Source organism: Aliiroseovarius marinus (assembly GCF_004360145.1).
GTDB classification, from domain to species: Bacteria; Pseudomonadota; Alphaproteobacteria; order Rhodobacterales; family Rhodobacteraceae; genus Aliiroseovarius; species Aliiroseovarius marinus.
Window position 1 is genome coordinate 1 of record NZ_SAIT01000016.1, and the last position, 15,080, is coordinate 15,080.

Annotated in this window: 19 protein-coding genes and 2 tRNA genes; 7 read left to right on the top strand and 14 right to left on the bottom strand. The window is 60.0% G+C overall.

Annotated features, from left to right (window positions below; translation table 11 throughout):
• Positions 1-18: 18 nt before the first annotated feature.
• The 11 genes from EOL43_RS13175 to murA form a co-directional block, all read right to left on the bottom strand.
• Positions 19-1,221, bottom strand: coding sequence for a DUF6538 domain-containing protein (locus EOL43_RS13175; RefSeq protein WP_133489370.1), 1,203 nt, complete (start codon positions 1,219-1,221; stop codon positions 19-21).
• Positions 1,222-1,282: 61 nt separating this feature from the next.
• A tRNA-Phe gene (locus EOL43_RS13180) sits at positions 1,283-1,357 on the bottom strand.
• 90 nt (positions 1,358-1,447) lie between these two features.
• The gene (locus EOL43_RS13185) at positions 1,448-1,642 is read right to left on the bottom strand and encodes a DNA gyrase inhibitor YacG (protein ID WP_133489372.1); all 195 of its coding nucleotides are present in this window, start codon (positions 1,640-1,642) and stop codon (positions 1,448-1,450) included.
• Positions 1,642-2,679 carry a ribonuclease E/G gene (locus tag EOL43_RS13190; RefSeq protein WP_133489375.1) on the bottom strand — a complete coding sequence of 346 codons (1,038 nt, stop codon included), beginning with the start codon at positions 2,677-2,679 and terminating at the stop codon, positions 1,642-1,644. Before EOL43_RS13190 ends, EOL43_RS13185 begins: the two co-directional genes overlap by 1 nt.
• A complete protein-coding gene (locus tag EOL43_RS13195; RefSeq protein WP_133489377.1) occupies positions 2,676-3,263 on the bottom strand; it encodes a Maf family protein in 588 nt (195 codons plus the stop codon). Before EOL43_RS13195 ends, EOL43_RS13190 begins: the two co-directional genes overlap by 4 nt.
• A gap of 12 nt (positions 3,264-3,275) precedes the next feature.
• Complete coding sequence (gene infA / locus EOL43_RS13200; protein WP_008186030.1) at positions 3,276-3,494, bottom strand: translation initiation factor IF-1; 219 nt, start codon at positions 3,492-3,494, stop codon at positions 3,276-3,278.
• A 122-nt stretch (positions 3,495-3,616) separates the two neighbouring features.
• The gene (locus EOL43_RS13205; protein WP_133489379.1) at positions 3,617-4,087 is read right to left on the bottom strand and encodes an arsenate-mycothiol transferase ArsC; all 471 of its coding nucleotides are present in this window, start codon (positions 4,085-4,087) and stop codon (positions 3,617-3,619) included.
• 2 nt (positions 4,088-4,089) lie between these two features.
• Positions 4,090-4,572, bottom strand: a complete 483-nt coding sequence (locus EOL43_RS13210; protein ID WP_133489381.1) for a UPF0262 family protein — start codon at positions 4,570-4,572, stop codon at positions 4,090-4,092.
• Positions 4,573-4,588: 16 nt separating this feature from the next.
• Complete coding sequence (gene hisD, locus EOL43_RS13215) at positions 4,589-5,890, bottom strand: histidinol dehydrogenase (protein ID WP_133489383.1); 1,302 nt, start codon at positions 5,888-5,890, stop codon at positions 4,589-4,591.
• Between the two features lie 60 nt (positions 5,891-5,950).
• Entirely contained in the window at positions 5,951-6,433 is a 483-nt protein-coding gene (locus EOL43_RS13220) for a DUF2948 family protein (RefSeq protein WP_133489385.1), read from the bottom strand.
• A gap of 5 nt (positions 6,434-6,438) precedes the next feature.
• Positions 6,439-7,704 carry a UDP-N-acetylglucosamine 1-carboxyvinyltransferase gene (gene murA / locus EOL43_RS13225; RefSeq protein ID WP_133489387.1) on the bottom strand — a complete coding sequence of 422 codons (1,266 nt, stop codon included), beginning with the start codon at positions 7,702-7,704 and terminating at the stop codon, positions 6,439-6,441.
• Positions 7,705-7,968: 264 nt separating this feature from the next.
• Here murA and EOL43_RS13230 point away from each other — a divergent pair.
• Positions 7,969-8,043: transfer RNA gene (locus EOL43_RS13230), tRNA-Thr, on the top strand.
• A 129-nt stretch (positions 8,044-8,172) separates the two neighbouring features.
• On the opposite strand, the gene EOL43_RS13235 is transcribed toward EOL43_RS13230, so the two are convergent.
• Positions 8,173-8,694: a CBS domain-containing protein gene (locus tag EOL43_RS13235; protein WP_133489389.1), complete on the bottom strand. Its 522-nt coding sequence runs from the start codon at positions 8,692-8,694 to the stop codon at positions 8,173-8,175.
• 80 nt (positions 8,695-8,774) lie between these two features.
• Between EOL43_RS13235 and EOL43_RS13240 the strand changes: the two genes are divergently transcribed.
• Positions 8,775-8,960 (top strand): hypothetical protein, encoded by a 186-nt coding sequence (locus tag EOL43_RS13240; protein ID WP_133489391.1) that lies wholly within the window; start codon positions 8,775-8,777, stop codon positions 8,958-8,960.
• 37 nt (positions 8,961-8,997) lie between these two features.
• Here EOL43_RS13240 and nqrM read toward each other — a convergent pair whose 3' ends face one another.
• Both nqrM and EOL43_RS13250 read right to left on the bottom strand, forming a co-directional pair.
• Positions 8,998-9,237, bottom strand: a complete 240-nt coding sequence (nqrM, locus tag EOL43_RS13245; RefSeq protein WP_133489393.1) for a (Na+)-NQR maturation NqrM — start codon at positions 9,235-9,237, stop codon at positions 8,998-9,000.
• 16 nt (positions 9,238-9,253) lie between these two features.
• A complete protein-coding gene (locus EOL43_RS13250; protein ID WP_240686560.1) occupies positions 9,254-10,276 on the bottom strand; it encodes an FAD:protein FMN transferase in 1,023 nt (340 codons plus the stop codon).
• Positions 10,277-10,457: 181 nt separating this feature from the next.
• Here EOL43_RS13250 and EOL43_RS13255 point away from each other — a divergent pair, with 181 nt between their 5' ends.
• From EOL43_RS13255 to nqrE, 5 genes are read left to right on the top strand one after another with little or no spacing between them, the layout of a single operon-like run.
• On the top strand, positions 10,458-11,801 hold the full coding sequence (locus EOL43_RS13255) for a Na(+)-translocating NADH-quinone reductase subunit A (protein WP_133489470.1): 1,344 nt from the start codon (positions 10,458-10,460) through the stop codon (positions 11,799-11,801).
• A gap of 4 nt (positions 11,802-11,805) precedes the next feature.
• A complete protein-coding gene (locus EOL43_RS13260) occupies positions 11,806-13,005 on the top strand; it encodes an NADH:ubiquinone reductase (Na(+)-transporting) subunit B (protein ID WP_133489395.1) in 1,200 nt (399 codons plus the stop codon).
• A complete protein-coding gene (locus EOL43_RS13265; RefSeq protein WP_133489396.1) occupies positions 12,998-13,810 on the top strand; it encodes a Na(+)-translocating NADH-quinone reductase subunit C in 813 nt (270 codons plus the stop codon). Before EOL43_RS13260 ends, EOL43_RS13265 begins: the two co-directional genes overlap by 8 nt.
• Positions 13,810-14,463 carry an NADH:ubiquinone reductase (Na(+)-transporting) subunit D gene (locus tag EOL43_RS13270; protein WP_133489397.1) on the top strand — a complete coding sequence of 218 codons (654 nt, stop codon included), beginning with the start codon at positions 13,810-13,812 and terminating at the stop codon, positions 14,461-14,463. Before EOL43_RS13265 ends, EOL43_RS13270 begins: the two co-directional genes overlap by 1 nt.
• Entirely contained in the window at positions 14,463-15,071 is a 609-nt protein-coding gene (nqrE, locus tag EOL43_RS13275) for an NADH:ubiquinone reductase (Na(+)-transporting) subunit E (RefSeq protein WP_108856976.1), read from the top strand. The genes EOL43_RS13270 and nqrE overlap by 1 nt, the downstream gene beginning before the upstream one ends.
• The last annotated feature ends 9 nt before the right edge of the window (positions 15,072-15,080 follow it).

Below are 15,080 nucleotides of genomic sequence, written 5' to 3' on the forward strand. Positions count from 1 at the left end.
TCCAGCTTTTTGCAGCTGCTAGGAGCCGTAGACCATGTCGGCCCCCGCGACAGCCTTCATCCACTTCCTGAGGACCTCCAGCGGGTAACCAGAGCCGTATCCATGGCCCACTCCGTCCGTCTGCCACCCCCCGATCTGATCAACGATGTCGGCGGGGCACTCAACGGCCCTGAGGCGATCCCGCATCGAGTGGCGGAAGCTGTGCATAGAACATCCTGCAGGTACGTGTTCCTTCATCCATTTGTTCAGTGCGGCACTCGCTGCATTGGCGTTCGTTGTGTCCGACTTGTTGTACCGAGGGAAAGCGAACTGGGAGATGGCTTGTTGGTCGAGGATACGTTGAGCCGCCCAACGTGCTTCTCCTTCTAGGGGGACATCCCTTTCACTGCCTTTGGTCTTGAGACGACGCCATGGATGGGGGCGGACCCGGGCGAACAGAGACCCGTCTTCACCTCGGATCAGGTCCTCTCTGGTCATCCCCGCAGCTTCTGCCAAGCGCATCCCTGTGTCAGACACGAGGGCGACCAGCCAGCGCAGATCATCGTCAAGCTCCCTGCACTTCGCTTGAACTGTAGCGAGGGCATCGGCGGGAACCGCTGTGCGACCTGAGACGCCAGCTGATCTGTCGTAGTAGACGCCAGCAAAGGGGTTGTTCAGGGTGAGGCCCTGTTCACTTGCGGCGAAGTTCGTCACGGCCCTGACGGTACCGAAGACCCTTGTCATGCTGCTGCCAGCAAGACCACGAGCGATCAGAGCATCGCGGAAAGCGTTGGCATCGGCCTTGGTGTAGGCGTCGAGGTGCTTATCCCCACAGGCGTCGATGACGTAGCCACAGGCCCGCTCAGCGGCTCGGTGGAAGGTCACAGGACGACCTTTGCCCTTCAGCTGCAGATAAATCCCCACAGCCTCTGACAACAAAACAGATGACGGAGAGATAACAAGCGGCTGATCAACGACCTCCGCTCCTGTCGCCCGCTGCAGCCTCAGCATGTGCTTTCCCGGCAGCTCTACGTCACGACACCTCAAGTGGTACCAGTACTCGTCGAGCTGATCGGCAGCTCTTCTTGCTCGGGCTTCGGCAATCTTGGGTGACTTCGTGCGAAGGGAATAGGCGATCCGGGGCGAGGTGTAGTGATCCCTTAGCTCTTTCGGGATGCGACGGCTGAAATAGAAAACCCCGTCTTTCACGAAGGTGAACGGGCGCGAAATGGTCTCCGACATGGTCTACGGCTCCTAGCAGCTGCAAAAAGCTGGAGCAAAACCAATGAGTTAGCTTTGGAAGTGGTGCCCGGGGGCGGAATCGAACCACCGACACGAGGATTTTCAATCCACTGCTCTACCCCTGAGCTACCCGGGCACGGGTGAACGTTTTATCGTTCGGGTGGGCGCGTTTTAGTCGTGGGGGTCGGCGGTGTCCAGAGGGAAAAGTTGGTTTTTCGAAGGTTTTTCAGTGCGGCTTCAAAGTTTCGCGCGAAAGGGCCTGAGACATGGCTTCTGCGGCCTCGTCCAGATCCTCGGGACTGTCGGCGGGGACGGCGTAAGAGCCGTTCAGCCAACGGCCCAGATCAACATCAGCGCAGCGCCTCGAGCAAAATGGGCGGTACTTCGGATCCGTGTCTTTTTCGCAGATGGGACAAGCCATTAGCGTTTCTCCAGGCAGCGCGAGAGGGGCAGGCGTTCGCGTTTCCGCTGCAGCTCAAACAGGCCCAACTGGGTCCAGCCGACCATGGCGGTTTCGATGCCCTCGGCTTTCAAAGCCGCGCGCAGAACCTGTTCCAACTGGCGGCGGTCTTTTTTGGGGCAGGGGGCGAAGTCGATGACGATCTGGCCGCCCAAGCCCCGGCATCTCAGCGCGGCGGGAAGGGCACGGGCTGCAGCAATGTTGGCCTTCAGACCCGCCGCTGGGCTGGTGTCTCCGCCCGTGTTGACGTCCACGGCCACGAGCGCGCGGGTGGGCTCAACGAACATGGACGCTCCGCCGGTCAGGCGCACAAAGGCACCCCGGGCGGCGTCGATCATCTCGTGCACATTATGGCGGTCAAACGCGCCCTCAGCGGCGTCCAACTGGTCCGGTTCCGGCCATTCTCGCCACGCAAGCTCGTGTGGGTCGGGGCCGTCAACCAGAAGCTCGGCGTCGCCTTCAGAATCGGCCAGCACCGCACGGCTGAGGTCGAGCATGGCAGCAATGTCAGCCGCCACATCATCGTTCGCGCCCTTTTCAGCGACGGATCGGATGATCAGACCTTCCTCTGCGCCGCCCATAACCTCATGTGCGATTTCCAAAAGGCGCACACGGGCGTCGTCATCGCGAATCGCGCGGCTGACATTGATGCCCGGCGCGCCGGGGGTGACGATCGCATAGCGGCTTTTGAAGAGCACCTTTTGCGTGACGGGAACGGCCTTGCCGTCGTCACCAAAGCCAGTGACCTGTACCAGAATACGTTCGCCCGGTTTCAGACCTTTGCCTTGACGCAGGAACCCCGTCTGGCCACCCGGCAGGCGTAACATCATGCCGCCTTGGCCCTTCAGAGGGCGGTCGCAAATTGCGCGGAAGATGGCACCGGGGAGCACGACGCCCTCGGGCGGTTCGATCAGCAGATCGGTCAGCGCCCCGTCGGTGATCTGCGCCGCGGCCATGCGGCCCTTGTAGGTATCAAGCGCAATCACGCTGCCCTTCATGTCTCTGCTCCATATAGGGGGAAGCCCGCGGCCTGAAGCAGCCCGGCGGTTTCCGCGACGGGCAGGCCGACGACGGCGGTATAGCTGCCCTGAATCCATGGGATGAACGCACCGGCGGGGCCTTGGATGGCGTAACCGCCCGCTTTGCCCTGCCAGTCGCCGGTGGCTAGATAGCCGTTCAGTTCTTCATTTGACAGGCGCTTCATTTTGACATCCGTGACCACATCGCGCGCCCAGGTGCCGGTGGTGTTGCGCACCACGACCGAGGTGATCACCCGGTGACGGCGCCCCGACAGGGCCAACAGAAACTCGGCGGCTTGGGCGGCATCTTCGGGCTTGCCCATGATGCGACGTCCAAGCGCGACGGTGGTGTCGGCGCACAGCACGACCTCGTCAGTGGCGACAGACATCGCAGCAGCTTTCGAGGCCGCAATCCGGCGGCAATAGGTCAACGGAAGCTCGCCCTTTTCGGGCGTCTCATCCACATCCGGTGGGCGGATGTCGTCAGCAACAAGGCCGAGCTGCCCCAGCAACTCGGCCCGTCTTGGGCTACCAGAGCCCAGAATCAGTTTGGGACGCGACATGCGCGACGACGCTTACTTGAAGCGATAGTTGATCCGACCCTTGGTCAGATCATAGGGGGTCATTTCGACCTGCACCTTGTCGCCAGCCAGAACGCGGATGCGGTTTTTGCGCATCTTACCTGCCGTGTGAGCGATGATCGTATGGCCGTTCTCCAGCTCGACCAGAAATGTCGCGTTCGGCAGGAGTTCCTTAACGACACCGGGGAATTCGAGCAGTTCTTCCTTGGCCATGTTCACTCCTGTATTTACACCCACCCATCGTGGGCGCCTACTAAATGGGGGGAAACGTCCCGGTTTTCAAGGGAATTCGGCACAGATGCCAGATTTGCTGCCAACGTCATGCGGCGTCTAAGTCACGCCGAAGAAGCATCCTGCGTCGGAGCGCCGAACCGTTCGATGATCCGGTCCCGAATCTGATCGCGCGCCTGTCGGTAATTCACCAGCTTTTCATCGCGCCGCGTGCCCAGACCGGTTGGGTCAAGGATGGGCCAGTATTCCACGTCCAGATGGAACACGCGGGTCAGTTCAAGCGCGCGGCGTTGGCTGGCGGGGGACAGGGCGATGATCAGGTCGAAACTGGACAGGTCGTCGCCCCATTCCTCCATCTGGTCAAAGCTGCGCACCCGGTGGCCGGACAGGTGAATGCCCAGTTCGTCGCAGACGGCGACGGAAAATCCGTCAATCTCAAGCTCGCTGTGGACGCCTGCCGACTGCACATAAATGTCGTGACCATAAAACGCCTTCATCATCCCTTCGGCCATCGGTGAACGCACAGAATTGTGGTCACAGCAAAACAGCACGGATTGGGGACGATCGGCGCTCAAGCTCACCCCCAGTGCAACACGCAGATCAGGGTAAACAGGCGACGGGCAGTGTCGATATCGATGTCTGCCTTGCCCTCAAGCCGTTCCTGAAGAACGCGCGCACCTTCGTTGTGAATGCCGCGACGGGCCATGTCGATGGCCTCGATCTGGCTGGGGGGCAATTTCTTCACCGCGTCGAAATAGCTTTCGCAGATCGCGAAGTAGTCCTTCACAACCTGACGGAATGGGCCAAGCGACAGGTGGAATTCACCCGCCGGATCGCCCGCTTCGGTCTTGGCGTCGACCACCAGACGTTTCTCGCGGATTGCCAGGGCCAGATGATAGGGACCATCCGGGGCAGGCTGATCGCCGCGCGGGGCCAGATCAAAGCTGTTGTCTTCCAACAGATCGAAAATCGCGACTTTGCGCTCCTGCTCGATTTCGGGCGTGGGCGCGGCAAGGCCGGTATCGTCTATCTCGATATGGGTGATGCGGTTCGTGGTCATTGGCACTATCTGAGGGTCAATCGTTAAGGGCGTCAAGCCTTGCGCGCACGGACAGGCCATGCGCCTCAAGACTTTCGGAAATGGCGAGGGTTTCGGCAGCGGGTCCGATGGCGGCCAGCGCGCCGGGTGTCATACGCGCCAGTGTGGTGCGTTTCAGGAAATCCATCACCGACAGGCCCGAGCTGAAGCGGGCCGAGCGCGCCGTGGGCAGCACGTGGTTTGGCCCGCCGACATAGTCGCCGATGGCCTCGGGTGTGAACTTACCGATAAAGATGGCGCCGGCGTGGACGCATTTGTCCGACAGGGCTTCGGGGTCGGCGACGCAGAGTTCGAGGTGCTCAGGCGCGATGCGGTTCGACAGCGCGGCGGCCTCGTCCAGATCACGCACGGTGATCACCGCGCCGAAGTCGCGCCAGCTGGCACCTGCGATTTCGCGACGTTCTAGCGTCTCCAGACGCGCGGCGACGGCATCGGCCACTTTCTGGCCAAAGGCTTCATCGGTGGTGATCAGAATCGATTGGGCACTTTCGTCGTGCTCGGCTTGGCTCATCAGGTCCAAGGCCAGCCAATCGGGATCATTGTCCGCATCCGCAATGACCAGAATTTCCGAAGGCCCCGCGATCATGTCGATGCCCACCTTGCCAAAGACGCGGCGCTTGGCGGCGGCGACAAAGGCGTTGCCCGGTCCGGTGATCTTGTCCACGGGAGCGATGGTGTCGGTGCCATAAGCCAGCGCGGCCACGGCCTGTGCGCCACCAATGCGATAGATCTCATCCACGCCAGCGATCTTCGCGGCCAGCAACACCAACGGGTTCGAGATCCCGTCGGGTGTGGGCACTGTAATCGCCAGACGCTCGACGCCAGCAACTTTCGCCGGGATGGCGTTCATTAGGACCGAGGAAGGATAGCTCGCCAGCCCGCCGGGGACGTAAAGACCCGCGGCAGAGACGGCACTCCAACGCCAGCCCAGATCGGCCCCGCTGTCGTCGGTCCAGCGCTGATCCTCAGGCATCTGGCGGGTGTGATAGGCGCGGATGCGCTCGGCGGCCAGTTCCAGCGCTGCGCGATCTTCGTCCGAGACCTTGGCGCATTCCGCCTCGATCTCGGCTTCTGAGAAGCGCAGCGCGTCCGGCGTCAGGTCCATGCGGTCGAATTTCGAGGTCAGGTCGATCACCGCCTGATCCCCACGTTCACGCACATCGGCAATGATCCCCGCCACGGCGGCATCCACATCTGGGCTGTCTTCGCGTTTCATCGACAGAAGCGCGGTAAAGCGGGCCTCGAAATCGGCGGATGTGCTGTTCAGAAACTGGGGCATGGCGCTCTCCTTTGCGCCGTTTTAGCTGCGGCGCGGCATTGCTTCAAGCAGGCAGGGGGATCACTCAGTTAGATCGTGCGTCGGCGTGTGTTTCGACGGCGCGATATAAGGCCGGGTGACGTCTTGCAGGGTCACGTCCAGCGCTTCGACATCCAATGCAATAGCGCCATCGCCAGCTAGAACCAGCTCGATGCGGCCCATACCGTCGTCGCCGGGCGTGAAGGACAGGGACAAAAGCGACAAGATCATATCCTGGTCGCCTTTCTGAACGCCTTGGCTTTGCACTTTTAGAACATCCGAGACGGACAGCACCGATTGCACGCGTTCGACGGGGCGACCGCGCACTTCGGCGGCTTTCTTATCTTCCCAACGGAAGCGGTTGATCAGCAGCGCAAAGCGGCGCTGGGCGGGATTCCACGAGATTTCGGACGCAGGGAACACCGCGTCCTGCGTCAGGGCCGAAACCACCGCAAGGTCTTCGGCATCCAGCGCCACCAGCTTCAGGGCGTTCTCGCCGCCATCTTCGAACCGTGCATCTTGCATGTCGGTCACTCCTTCACGCGTTCGACCTTGGCCCCGATCGAGGACAGTTTGCGCACCACTTTCTCGTATCCGCGATCAAGGTGATAGACGCGGCTGACGACGGTTTCGCCCTCAGCAGCCAGACCGGCCAGAATCAGCGACACAGACGCACGCAGATCGGTCGCCATCACAGGCGCCCCTTTCAGCTTTTCAACACCATGCACGGTGGCCGTGCCGCCATGCACCTCGATATTCGCGCCCATGCGCATCAGTTCGGGGGCGTGCATGAAGCGGTTTTCAAAGATGGTTTCGTGCAGGGTCGAGGTGCCCTCGGCCGTACACAGCATCGCCATCATCTGGGCCTGCAAGTCGGTGGGGAAGCCGGGGAAGGGCTCGGTCGTTACGTCCACGGCAGAGACGCGACCATTGCGGCGCGCGACCTTCAGGCCACGTTCGGTCTCTTCCACGTGGATGCCCGCCGCATCCAGCTTTTCGCAGAAGCTTTCGACCAGCGAGATCTTCCCGCCCAGACATTCCACTTCGCCACCCGCAATGGCCGGGGCCAGCATGTAGGTGCCAAGTTCAATACGGTCGGTGACAACGGGGTGAGTCGCGCCGTGCAGACGGTCGACGCCCTGAATGACGATTTCCGAGGTGCCGTCGCCTTCGATCTGCGCGCCCATCTTGCGCAGGCAGTCCGCCAGATCGACGATTTCCGGCTCGCGGGCTGCGTTGCGAATGACGGTGGTGCCTTTGGCCAGGGTCGAGGCCATCAGGATGTTCTCGGTCGCGCCAACGGAAGCAAAGGCCAGCTCGATCTCGGCACCTTTTAGGCCGCGCGGCGCCTTGGCGTGCAGATAGCCGTCTTTCAGCTCGATTTCGGCGCCAAGTTTCTCAAGCCCATGAATGTGCAGGTCCATCGGACGGGCGCCAATGGCGCAGCCGCCGGGCAGCGAGACAACGGCGTGGCCCAGACGGGCCAACATCGGCCCGAGAACCAGATTTGACGCGCGCATCTTCCGCACGATGTCATAATCCGCGACGTGGTTGTCGAGGTTATGGCTGGACATGGTCAGAACCTGGCCGTCCTGCATCGACGCGGCCTCGGCCCCCAAGCTTTCCAGCAACTGGGTCATCGTCTTGATGTCCGACAGACGCGGGGCGTTGGTCAGGGTCAGAGGCTCGTCCGACAGAATCGTAGCGGGCATCAGGGTCAGACAGGCGTTTTTCGCCCCCGCAATCGGAATTTCTCCACGCAGCTCGCTGCCGCCGGTCACTACAATCGAATCCATGTACCTGCCTTACCTTTAATCTTGTTCATTTTTTGCCGCATCATCGTCCGACGCAGCCCGTGCCTTGGCCTGCGCCTTGCGCCGACCCATATTCGCTTTCAACGCTGCCTTCAGCCGCGCTTCGCGATCCGCCCCTTTTTTTGTGGGCTTTTGAGATGTGTTTTTCCGCTCCATGGGCTCTTCTGTAACGCGGAATGAAAAAAGGGTCCAGAATACCCTTGCACCCGTCAGCGAATACGTTTAGTCAGCCGCTCACGATAGGACGCTGTGGTAGCTCAGTGGTAGAGCGCACCCTTGGTAAGGGTGAGGTCGGGAGTTCAATCCTCCCTCACAGCACCATCGTACACTTCCCGAAATGGATGGTTCATACTCAGCAATGCGCATGCATTTGTTGGCGTTTCGTGCGCCCAAATAGAAACGCGCGGACCATTGCCGCGCGTGACTGTGATTCGACCTTTGTCGCGCCCGTTAGCCCACGATCAGCTGCTTCAGTTGCAGGGCCTCGTGCTCAACTTCGTTCAAACGATGGGTGATGACGTCGCCGATGGTGACCATGCCAATCGGGCCGGTGTCGTCCATCACAGGCATGTGGCGGAACTTCCCGTCGCTCATGCGTTTCAGGACCGAGACCAAGGGGTCGTCTGTGCCACAGGTCTGCACCTCTTTGGTCATCACGTCCTCGACCAGTTGGGGCAGGGTCTGGCCCGGCGTGTCGGCCAGTTTCCGCACAATATCGCGTTCCGACAGGATGCCACACAGCGCGCCGGTGCTGTCGGTCACGACCAAGGCGCCGATTCGTTTGTCGCGCAGAATTTCGACGGCACGGCCCAAGGTCTCTTGCGGACGAATGGCGATCACATCGCCGCCCTTGTTGCTCAGGATGTCCCCAACCACGGCGGTTTTCGCCTTGAGATTGCTGGATGGATCCTGGCTTTGGCTTTTCGATCCTTTTTGATCCTGTCGCATGGGGGCCTGATACGATGTGGGCATGTTTTGCTGTCCTCCCTGAGCAGTTGCGGTATGCACATAGAGGAAGCATAACCCAGCCAATCGATTTCAGGAGATAAAAAATGTCGCAGCTTGCACTTTCATCCCCGGTCGCGACGGTGATCTTCGTGTTGGCCTGCTTTTGCGGCTATCAATATCGACGGGTTTGGAAGACCGAAGGCCCACGCTATTTGCTGTGGATCTACGGCGTTCTGACAGCCGCTGGGCTGCTTGTTTTGGGATTTGTCCCCTTGGCCGGGGCAGGCTAGGGGTAGGGGCCCCTAAGTCGATATTCCGGCGTGCGGCTTAGCTTTCCGCCTGCATCTGCTCCAACATCTTCTTTTTGCGCGGGCACTGTGTCAGGCGATCACGCAGGGGGCTGTTGGGATCAATGTCCTTGCTGCATACAACGCACTGATCCGCATCGCTGATGGCGTTCAGGCCACCACAACTGCCTTTGATCGTCTTGCCTGCCATGATCACGCCAAGGGCCATGCCCAGCATGATGACAAGAAGTACGCCAAAAGTCAGAAGGAAGGTGGCCATGAAGCTCTCCGATTTGTTACGCGGTCAGGCGCGTGAAGGCGTCGCTTGCGGATGATTTGAACTGCAGGCTGGTGGCCTCAGTGTCGCGCTCGACGAACAGGACAGCAACGTCGTGCGCTGCGGCGATTTCCAGACCGCGCTCGCGGCCAAGGATCAGCATCGCGGTCGCCCAAGCATCTGCCATCATTGAGTTTTCTGCCAGCACAGTGGCCGAGGCAGTGCGGTGCGTGATCGGCTGGCCGGTGGCCGGATCAATCACGTGCGAATAGCGCTGACCGTCTTTCTCAAAATAGTTGCGATAGTCACCGGACGAGGCCAGACCAAGACCCGAGATACCAACCACATCAAAGATGCCGTTGTTCAGCGACGCGGGCGTCTCGATCCCGATCTGCCAGGGCAGACCATCAGGGTTGCGGCCCGAGGCGAACAGGTCGCCGCCGATCTCAACCAGATAGTCGGTGATGCCAAAGCTTTCCAGCGCCTGACCCACACGATCGGCACCATAGCCCTTGCCGATAGCTGCCAGATACACCTGCGCGTCGGCTTGTTTCTTCTGCAGTGCGCCTTCGCCCACACTGATGGTGTTGTGGTGACCAACAGCGGCCAGCGCGTTGTCGATCTCGGCCTGCTGCGGCATCGGGCGCTTGCCCGGAGCACCAAAGCCCCACAGTTCGATCAGCGGGCCCATCGTGGTGTCGAAGCGGCCTTCGCTGGCGGTATATACGGTGTCGGCAGCCTTCATCACATGCGCCAGTTCCGGCGATACCTGAACCGGTGCGGTGTTGGCTGCGGCGTTGAAGCGCGAGATTTCCGAGTTGGCGTCCCAGTTCGACATCTGCTGGTTCACTTCCGCCAGCGCGCCGTTGATGGCGGCCTTCACGTCAGCTTCGTTCACGCTTTTCGAAGAATCGATCGCGACCACATTATAGGTGGTGCCCATGGTCAGGCCCGACAGGTTGAAGACACGAGCGGCAGACCCTTTGCACGCGGCCAAGGCCAGCGGCATGAACAGGATGGAACGGCGTGAGAATTTGATCATGTCGGGCACAGGAGAACCTCTTTCAGTCGCGAACGGGTCGTTTTTGAATATTCAGTGAGGCTTGTCTTAGACAATAATGGTCTTTTCAACAAGAAAATGACCTAAACTTTGTAAAAAGACCCTTTCGACCACGCCCTACATATTGCATATAGCTGCAAGTCAATCTGAAGAGGTGAACACTGTGCAGCGGTTTAGGCTACGCAAAGGATTGAATATTCCGATCTCTGGTGCGCCCAATGGGGGCGTGGAACAAGGGCCGTTACCGCAATCGGTTGCCATTCTTGGTGATGATTACATCGGCTGGAAGCCGCGAATTCTGGTCGCGGAAGGTGATGTGGTTGGGGCAGGTACCCCGATTCTGATCAGCAAGGACATGCCGGATGTGCAGGTTGTCTCGCCGGTGGCGGGTACGGTCAAAGCCATCAACCGCGGCGCACGCCGCAAGCTGATCAGCATTGAGATTGACGTGAAGGACGGCGCAGCGCCTGCCGTTGACTTCTCGTCGGTCGGTGATGTGGCAACGCCCGAAGGTCTGACCCAGCGCCTGTGCGCCGCCGGTCTTTGGACCGCGTTCCGCACGCGTCCCTATTCTAAAGTCCCCGATCCGGTGACCCGCCCGGCTGCGATCTATGTGAACGCCATGGATACCGAGCCGCTGGCCGCTGATCCTGCCGTGATCATCGCAGAAGATGCCGAGGCATTTGCCAAGGGTTTGGAAGCTGTGGCCTCGCTGAGTGACGGCAAGACATATCTGTGTCAGGCCGATGGTGTGACCCTGCCGGGGCAAGACATCGCTGGCGTGGAAGCTGCCGCCTTCGAAGGCCCGCACCCTGCCGGTCTGGCTGGCACACACATGCATTTCCTTGAACCGCCCCGCGCGGACAAGACGGTTTGGACCATCGGGTATCAGGACGTGATCGTCATTGGCCGTTTGTTGACCACTGGCACTTATGATGCGTCCTGCATCATCTCGCTGGCGGGTCCCGCCTGCGCCAACCCGCGCCTGATCCGCACCATTGCGGGCGCCTCGATGGCTGATCTGTCGGCTGGCGACATTCCCTCCGATCTGCCGGTGCGCATGATCTCGGGTTCGGTCCTTAGCGGTCGGGCAGGCGAGGGCGCAAACGGCTATCTTGGCCGCTATGCCCGCCAGATCACCCTGATCGAAGAGGACAAAAAGCAGATCCCGATGGGTTGGATCCGCCCGATGTTCGCCAAATACGCGGTTCAGCCGGTTCTGGGCTCGGCCTTTGCCAAGCGCGAGTTCCCGCTGACCTCGAACCTGAACGGCGGTCGCCGCGCGATGGTGCCTACCGGCACGTTTGAAGAGCTGATGCCGCAGGACTTCCTGCCCACCCAGCTTCTGCGCGCGCTTCTGGTGATGGACACGGATCAGGCACAGGCGCTGGGTGCGCTTGAACTGGACGAAGAGGATCTGGGCCTTGTCGGCTTTGCCTGTCCTGCGAAATACGAATACGGGATGGCGCTGCGCGACAGCCTGACCAAGATCGAGAAAGAGGGGTAGACCTTTGGGCTTGCGTAATTTTTTCGATCGGATCGAACCGAACTTTGAAAAAGGCGGAAAATGGGAAAAGTACTTCCCCATCTACGAGATGGTGGAAAGCTTCCTGTACACGCCGAAAACTGTAACGACCGCTGCGCCCCATGCGCGGTCCTACGTCGATATGAAGCGGATCATGACCTATGTGGTCATCGCGACGATCCCCTGTATTCTGATGGCGCTCTATAACACCGGCTATCAGACCAACATGGCGATTGCCGAGTTCGGCCCCTCGGGCTGGCGCGCGGCGATCATTTCGGCGCTGGGCATCGGGTTTAACCCCGCTAACGCCTTCGCCAACATGGCGCATGGTTTGCTGTACTTCCTGCCGATCTATATCGTCACGCTGGTTGCAGGCGGTATTTTCGAGGTGATCTTTGCCACCGTGCGCAAGCACGAGGTGAACGAAGGTTTCCTTGTTTCCTCAATGCTTTACGCGCTGATTGTGCCCGCAACGACGCCTTTGTGGCAGGTTGCGCTGGGCATTATCTTTGGTGTGGTCATCGGCAAAGAGGTCTTCGGTGGTACCGGTAAGAACTTCCTGAACCCGGCGTTGACCGGCCGTGCCTTCCTGTACTTCGCCTATCCGGCCCAGCTGTCGGGCGACAGCGTCTGGGTGCCGGTCGACGGCTTTACTGGCGCGACCGCACTGGCCGTGTCTGCATCGGACGGTGTTCAGGCTTTGGCCGCACGCGGCATCACCTGGTGGGATAGCTTCTATGGTTTCATCCCTGGCTCGATGGGCGAGACCTCGACTCTGGCTTGTATCCTTGGTCTGATCTTCCTTCTGGTCACCAAGATCGCAAACTACCGCATGGTCGTGGGCTGTCTGGGCGGGATGATCGGCTTCTCGCTGCTGCTGAACGCCATCGGTTCCGACACCAACCCGATGTTCGCGATGCCGTGGTACTGGCACCTTGTGCTGGGCGGTTACGCTTTCGGTCTGGTCTTCATGGTGACCGAGCCTGTTTCCGGCGCGCACACCAACATGGGCCGCTATATCTATGGCGCTCTGATCGGCTTCATGGTCGTGATGATCCGCGTCATTAACCCGGCTTTCCCGGAAGGCATGATGCTGGCGATCCTGTTCGGCAACGTCTTCGCTCCGCTGATCGACTATTTCGTCGTTCAGGCCAACATCAAACGCAGGGCAAAACGCCATGTCTGATAACGATCTGAACACCAACAAAGGCCCTATTCGCCGCTTTCTTGATGCACCGGCTGACTCGGTTGGCAAAACCGTCTTCGTGGCTGTCACGCTCTGCCTTGTCGCCTCGATGATCGTGTCGGCCGCAGCCGTGGCCCTGCGCCCGCTGCAAGAGGTCAACGCGCTGAAAGACAAGCAGATCAACATTCTGCAGGTCGCGGGCATCTATGATCCCGACGCCGACGTGGTCGAAAGCTTCCAAGCGTTCGAACCGCGTATTCTGGAACTAGAAACCGGTGCCTTCACCGACGCGTTTGACGTGGCCAGCTTTGATGACCGCGCCGCTGCGGAAGATCCCGCAACCTCGGTCGCGCTGGACGAAGATCCGGCAGGCATTGTGCGTCAGGGCAAGTTCGTCACCGTCTATCTGCTGCGAGACGACGCGGGCGCGATCGACAAGGTGATCTTGCCGATCCACGGCTATGGTCTGTGGTCGACGCTTTACGGCTTCATTGCGCTGGAAGAGAACGGCAACGACATCTTCGCCCTGCAATTCTACGAGCACGCCGAGACCCCGGGTCTGGGTGCCGAGGTCGACAACCCGCGTTGGAAGTCGCTTTGGAATGGCAAGAAACTGGCCGACGAAAACGGTGAACTGCAAATCAGCGTGACAAAATCGGTTCCGGCAGCAGGTGCGGATTACCACATCGACGCGCTGGCAGGGGCAACCCTGACCACGGTGGGTGTGCACAACCTTCTGAACTTCTGGATGGGTGAAAGCGGCTATGCTCCCTTCCTGGCAAATCTGAAAGCGGGGGATATCTAATGGCCCATAAACGCAGAGAGATGCTGATCGACCCGTTGGTCGACAACAACCCGATCACCTTGCAGGTGCTGGGGATTTGTTCGGCGCTGGCGGTGACCTCGTCGCTTCAGGTGGCCTTCGTTATGGCCATCGCGGTGACCTTGGTGACGGCCTTCGCGTCGCTGTTCATTTCGATGATCCGCAGCCAGATCCCCGGATCGATCCGCATCATCGTTCAGATGGTGATCATTGCGTCGCTGGTTATTCTGGTGGATCAGGTGCTGAAAGCCTTCGCCTACGAGATCTCGAAAACCCTGTCGGTTTTCGTCGGTCTGATCATCACCAACTGTATCGTGATGGGCCGTGCCGAGGCGTTCGCCATGAAGAACGGCCCCATCGACAGCTTCATCGACGGCGTCGGCAACGGTCTGGGCTATGGTCTGATCCTGATGCTGGTCGGCGTGATCCGCGAGCTCTTTGGCTCGGGCAGCCTGTTTGGCGTGACCATTCTGGAGACCGTGAACAACGGTGGCTGGTATGTCCCCAACGGCATGCTGCTTCTGCCCCCGTCGGCGTTCTTCATCATCGGTCTGATCATTTGGGCCTTCCGCACATGGAAACCCGGTCAGGTCGAAGAGCGTGAATACAAAATTCAAACGGTCGAGGCTCACTGATGGAAGCGCTACTTTCCCTCGCCGTGAAGGCGATCTTCGTTGAAAACCTGGCCCTGTCCTTCTTCCTTGGCATGTGTACCTTCATCGCCGTGTCGAAGAAGATCTCGACCGCCATCGGTCTGGGCATCTCGGTCATGGTGGTGCAGTCGATCACTGTGCCGGCCAACAACCTGATCCTGACCTATCTGCTGGCCCCCGGTGCGCTGTCTTGGGCAGGCTTTGCGGATGTGGACCTGACCTTTCTTGGTCTGATTTCCTATATCGGCGTGATCGCCGCGCTGGTTCAGATCCTCGAGATGGTTTTGGATAAGTACTTCCCGCCGCTTTACAACGCGCTGGGTGTGTTCCTGCCGCTGATCACGGTGAACTGCGCCATTCTTGGTGGCTCGCTGTTCATGGTGGAGCGTAGCTATGACTTCGCAGAATCGGTGACCTACGGCATCTCGTCGGGCTTCGGTTGGGCGCTGGCCATCACCGCGATGGCAGGTGTGCGCGAAAAGCTGAAGTATTCGGACATCCCGGATGGCCTGCAAGGTCTGGGGATCACCTTCATCACCGCGGGACTGATGGCGATGGCCTTCATGTCCTTCTCTGGCGTGAAACTGTAAGGGGCAAAA

Bases quoted from the DNA above. Each gene is read 5' to 3' on its own strand.
- EOL43_RS13175 (WP_133489370.1), bottom strand. From the start codon at position 1,221: ATGTCGGAGACCATTTCGCGCCCGTTCACCTTCGTGAAAGACGGGGTT.
- EOL43_RS13185 (WP_133489372.1), bottom strand. From the start codon at position 1,642: ATGGCTTGTCCCATCTGCGAAAAAGACACGGATCCGAAGTACCGCCCA.
- EOL43_RS13190 (WP_133489375.1), bottom strand. From the start codon at position 2,679: ATGAAGGGCAGCGTGATTGCGCTTGATACCTACAAGGGCCGCATGGCC.
- EOL43_RS13195 (WP_133489377.1), bottom strand. From the start codon at position 3,263: ATGTCGCGTCCCAAACTGATTCTGGGCTCTGGTAGCCCAAGACGGGCC.
- infA (WP_008186030.1), bottom strand. From the start codon at position 3,494: ATGGCCAAGGAAGAACTGCTCGAATTCCCCGGTGTCGTTAAGGAACTC.
- EOL43_RS13210 (WP_133489381.1), bottom strand. From the start codon at position 4,572: ATGACCACGAACCGCATCACCCATATCGAGATAGACGATACCGGCCTT.
- hisD (WP_133489383.1), bottom strand. From the start codon at position 5,890: ATGCCCCAGTTTCTGAACAGCACATCCGCCGATTTCGAGGCCCGCTTT.
- EOL43_RS13220 (WP_133489385.1), bottom strand. From the start codon at position 6,433: ATGCAAGATGCACGGTTCGAAGATGGCGGCGAGAACGCCCTGAAGCTG.
- murA (WP_133489387.1), bottom strand. From the start codon at position 7,704: ATGGATTCGATTGTAGTGACCGGCGGCAGCGAGCTGCGTGGAGAAATT.
- EOL43_RS13235 (WP_133489389.1), bottom strand. From the start codon at position 8,694: ATGCCCACATCGTATCAGGCCCCCATGCGACAGGATCAAAAAGGATCG.
- EOL43_RS13240 (WP_133489391.1), top strand. From the start codon at position 8,775: ATGTCGCAGCTTGCACTTTCATCCCCGGTCGCGACGGTGATCTTCGTG.
- nqrM (WP_133489393.1), bottom strand. From the start codon at position 9,237: ATGGCCACCTTCCTTCTGACTTTTGGCGTACTTCTTGTCATCATGCTG.
- EOL43_RS13250 (WP_240686560.1), bottom strand. From the start codon at position 10,276: ATGATCAAATTCTCACGCCGTTCCATCCTGTTCATGCCGCTGGCCTTG.
- EOL43_RS13265 (WP_133489396.1), top strand. From the start codon at position 12,998: ATGTCTGATAACGATCTGAACACCAACAAAGGCCCTATTCGCCGCTTT.
- EOL43_RS13270 (WP_133489397.1), top strand. From the start codon at position 13,810: ATGGCCCATAAACGCAGAGAGATGCTGATCGACCCGTTGGTCGACAAC.
- nqrE (WP_108856976.1), top strand. From the start codon at position 14,463: ATGGAAGCGCTACTTTCCCTCGCCGTGAAGGCGATCTTCGTTGAAAAC.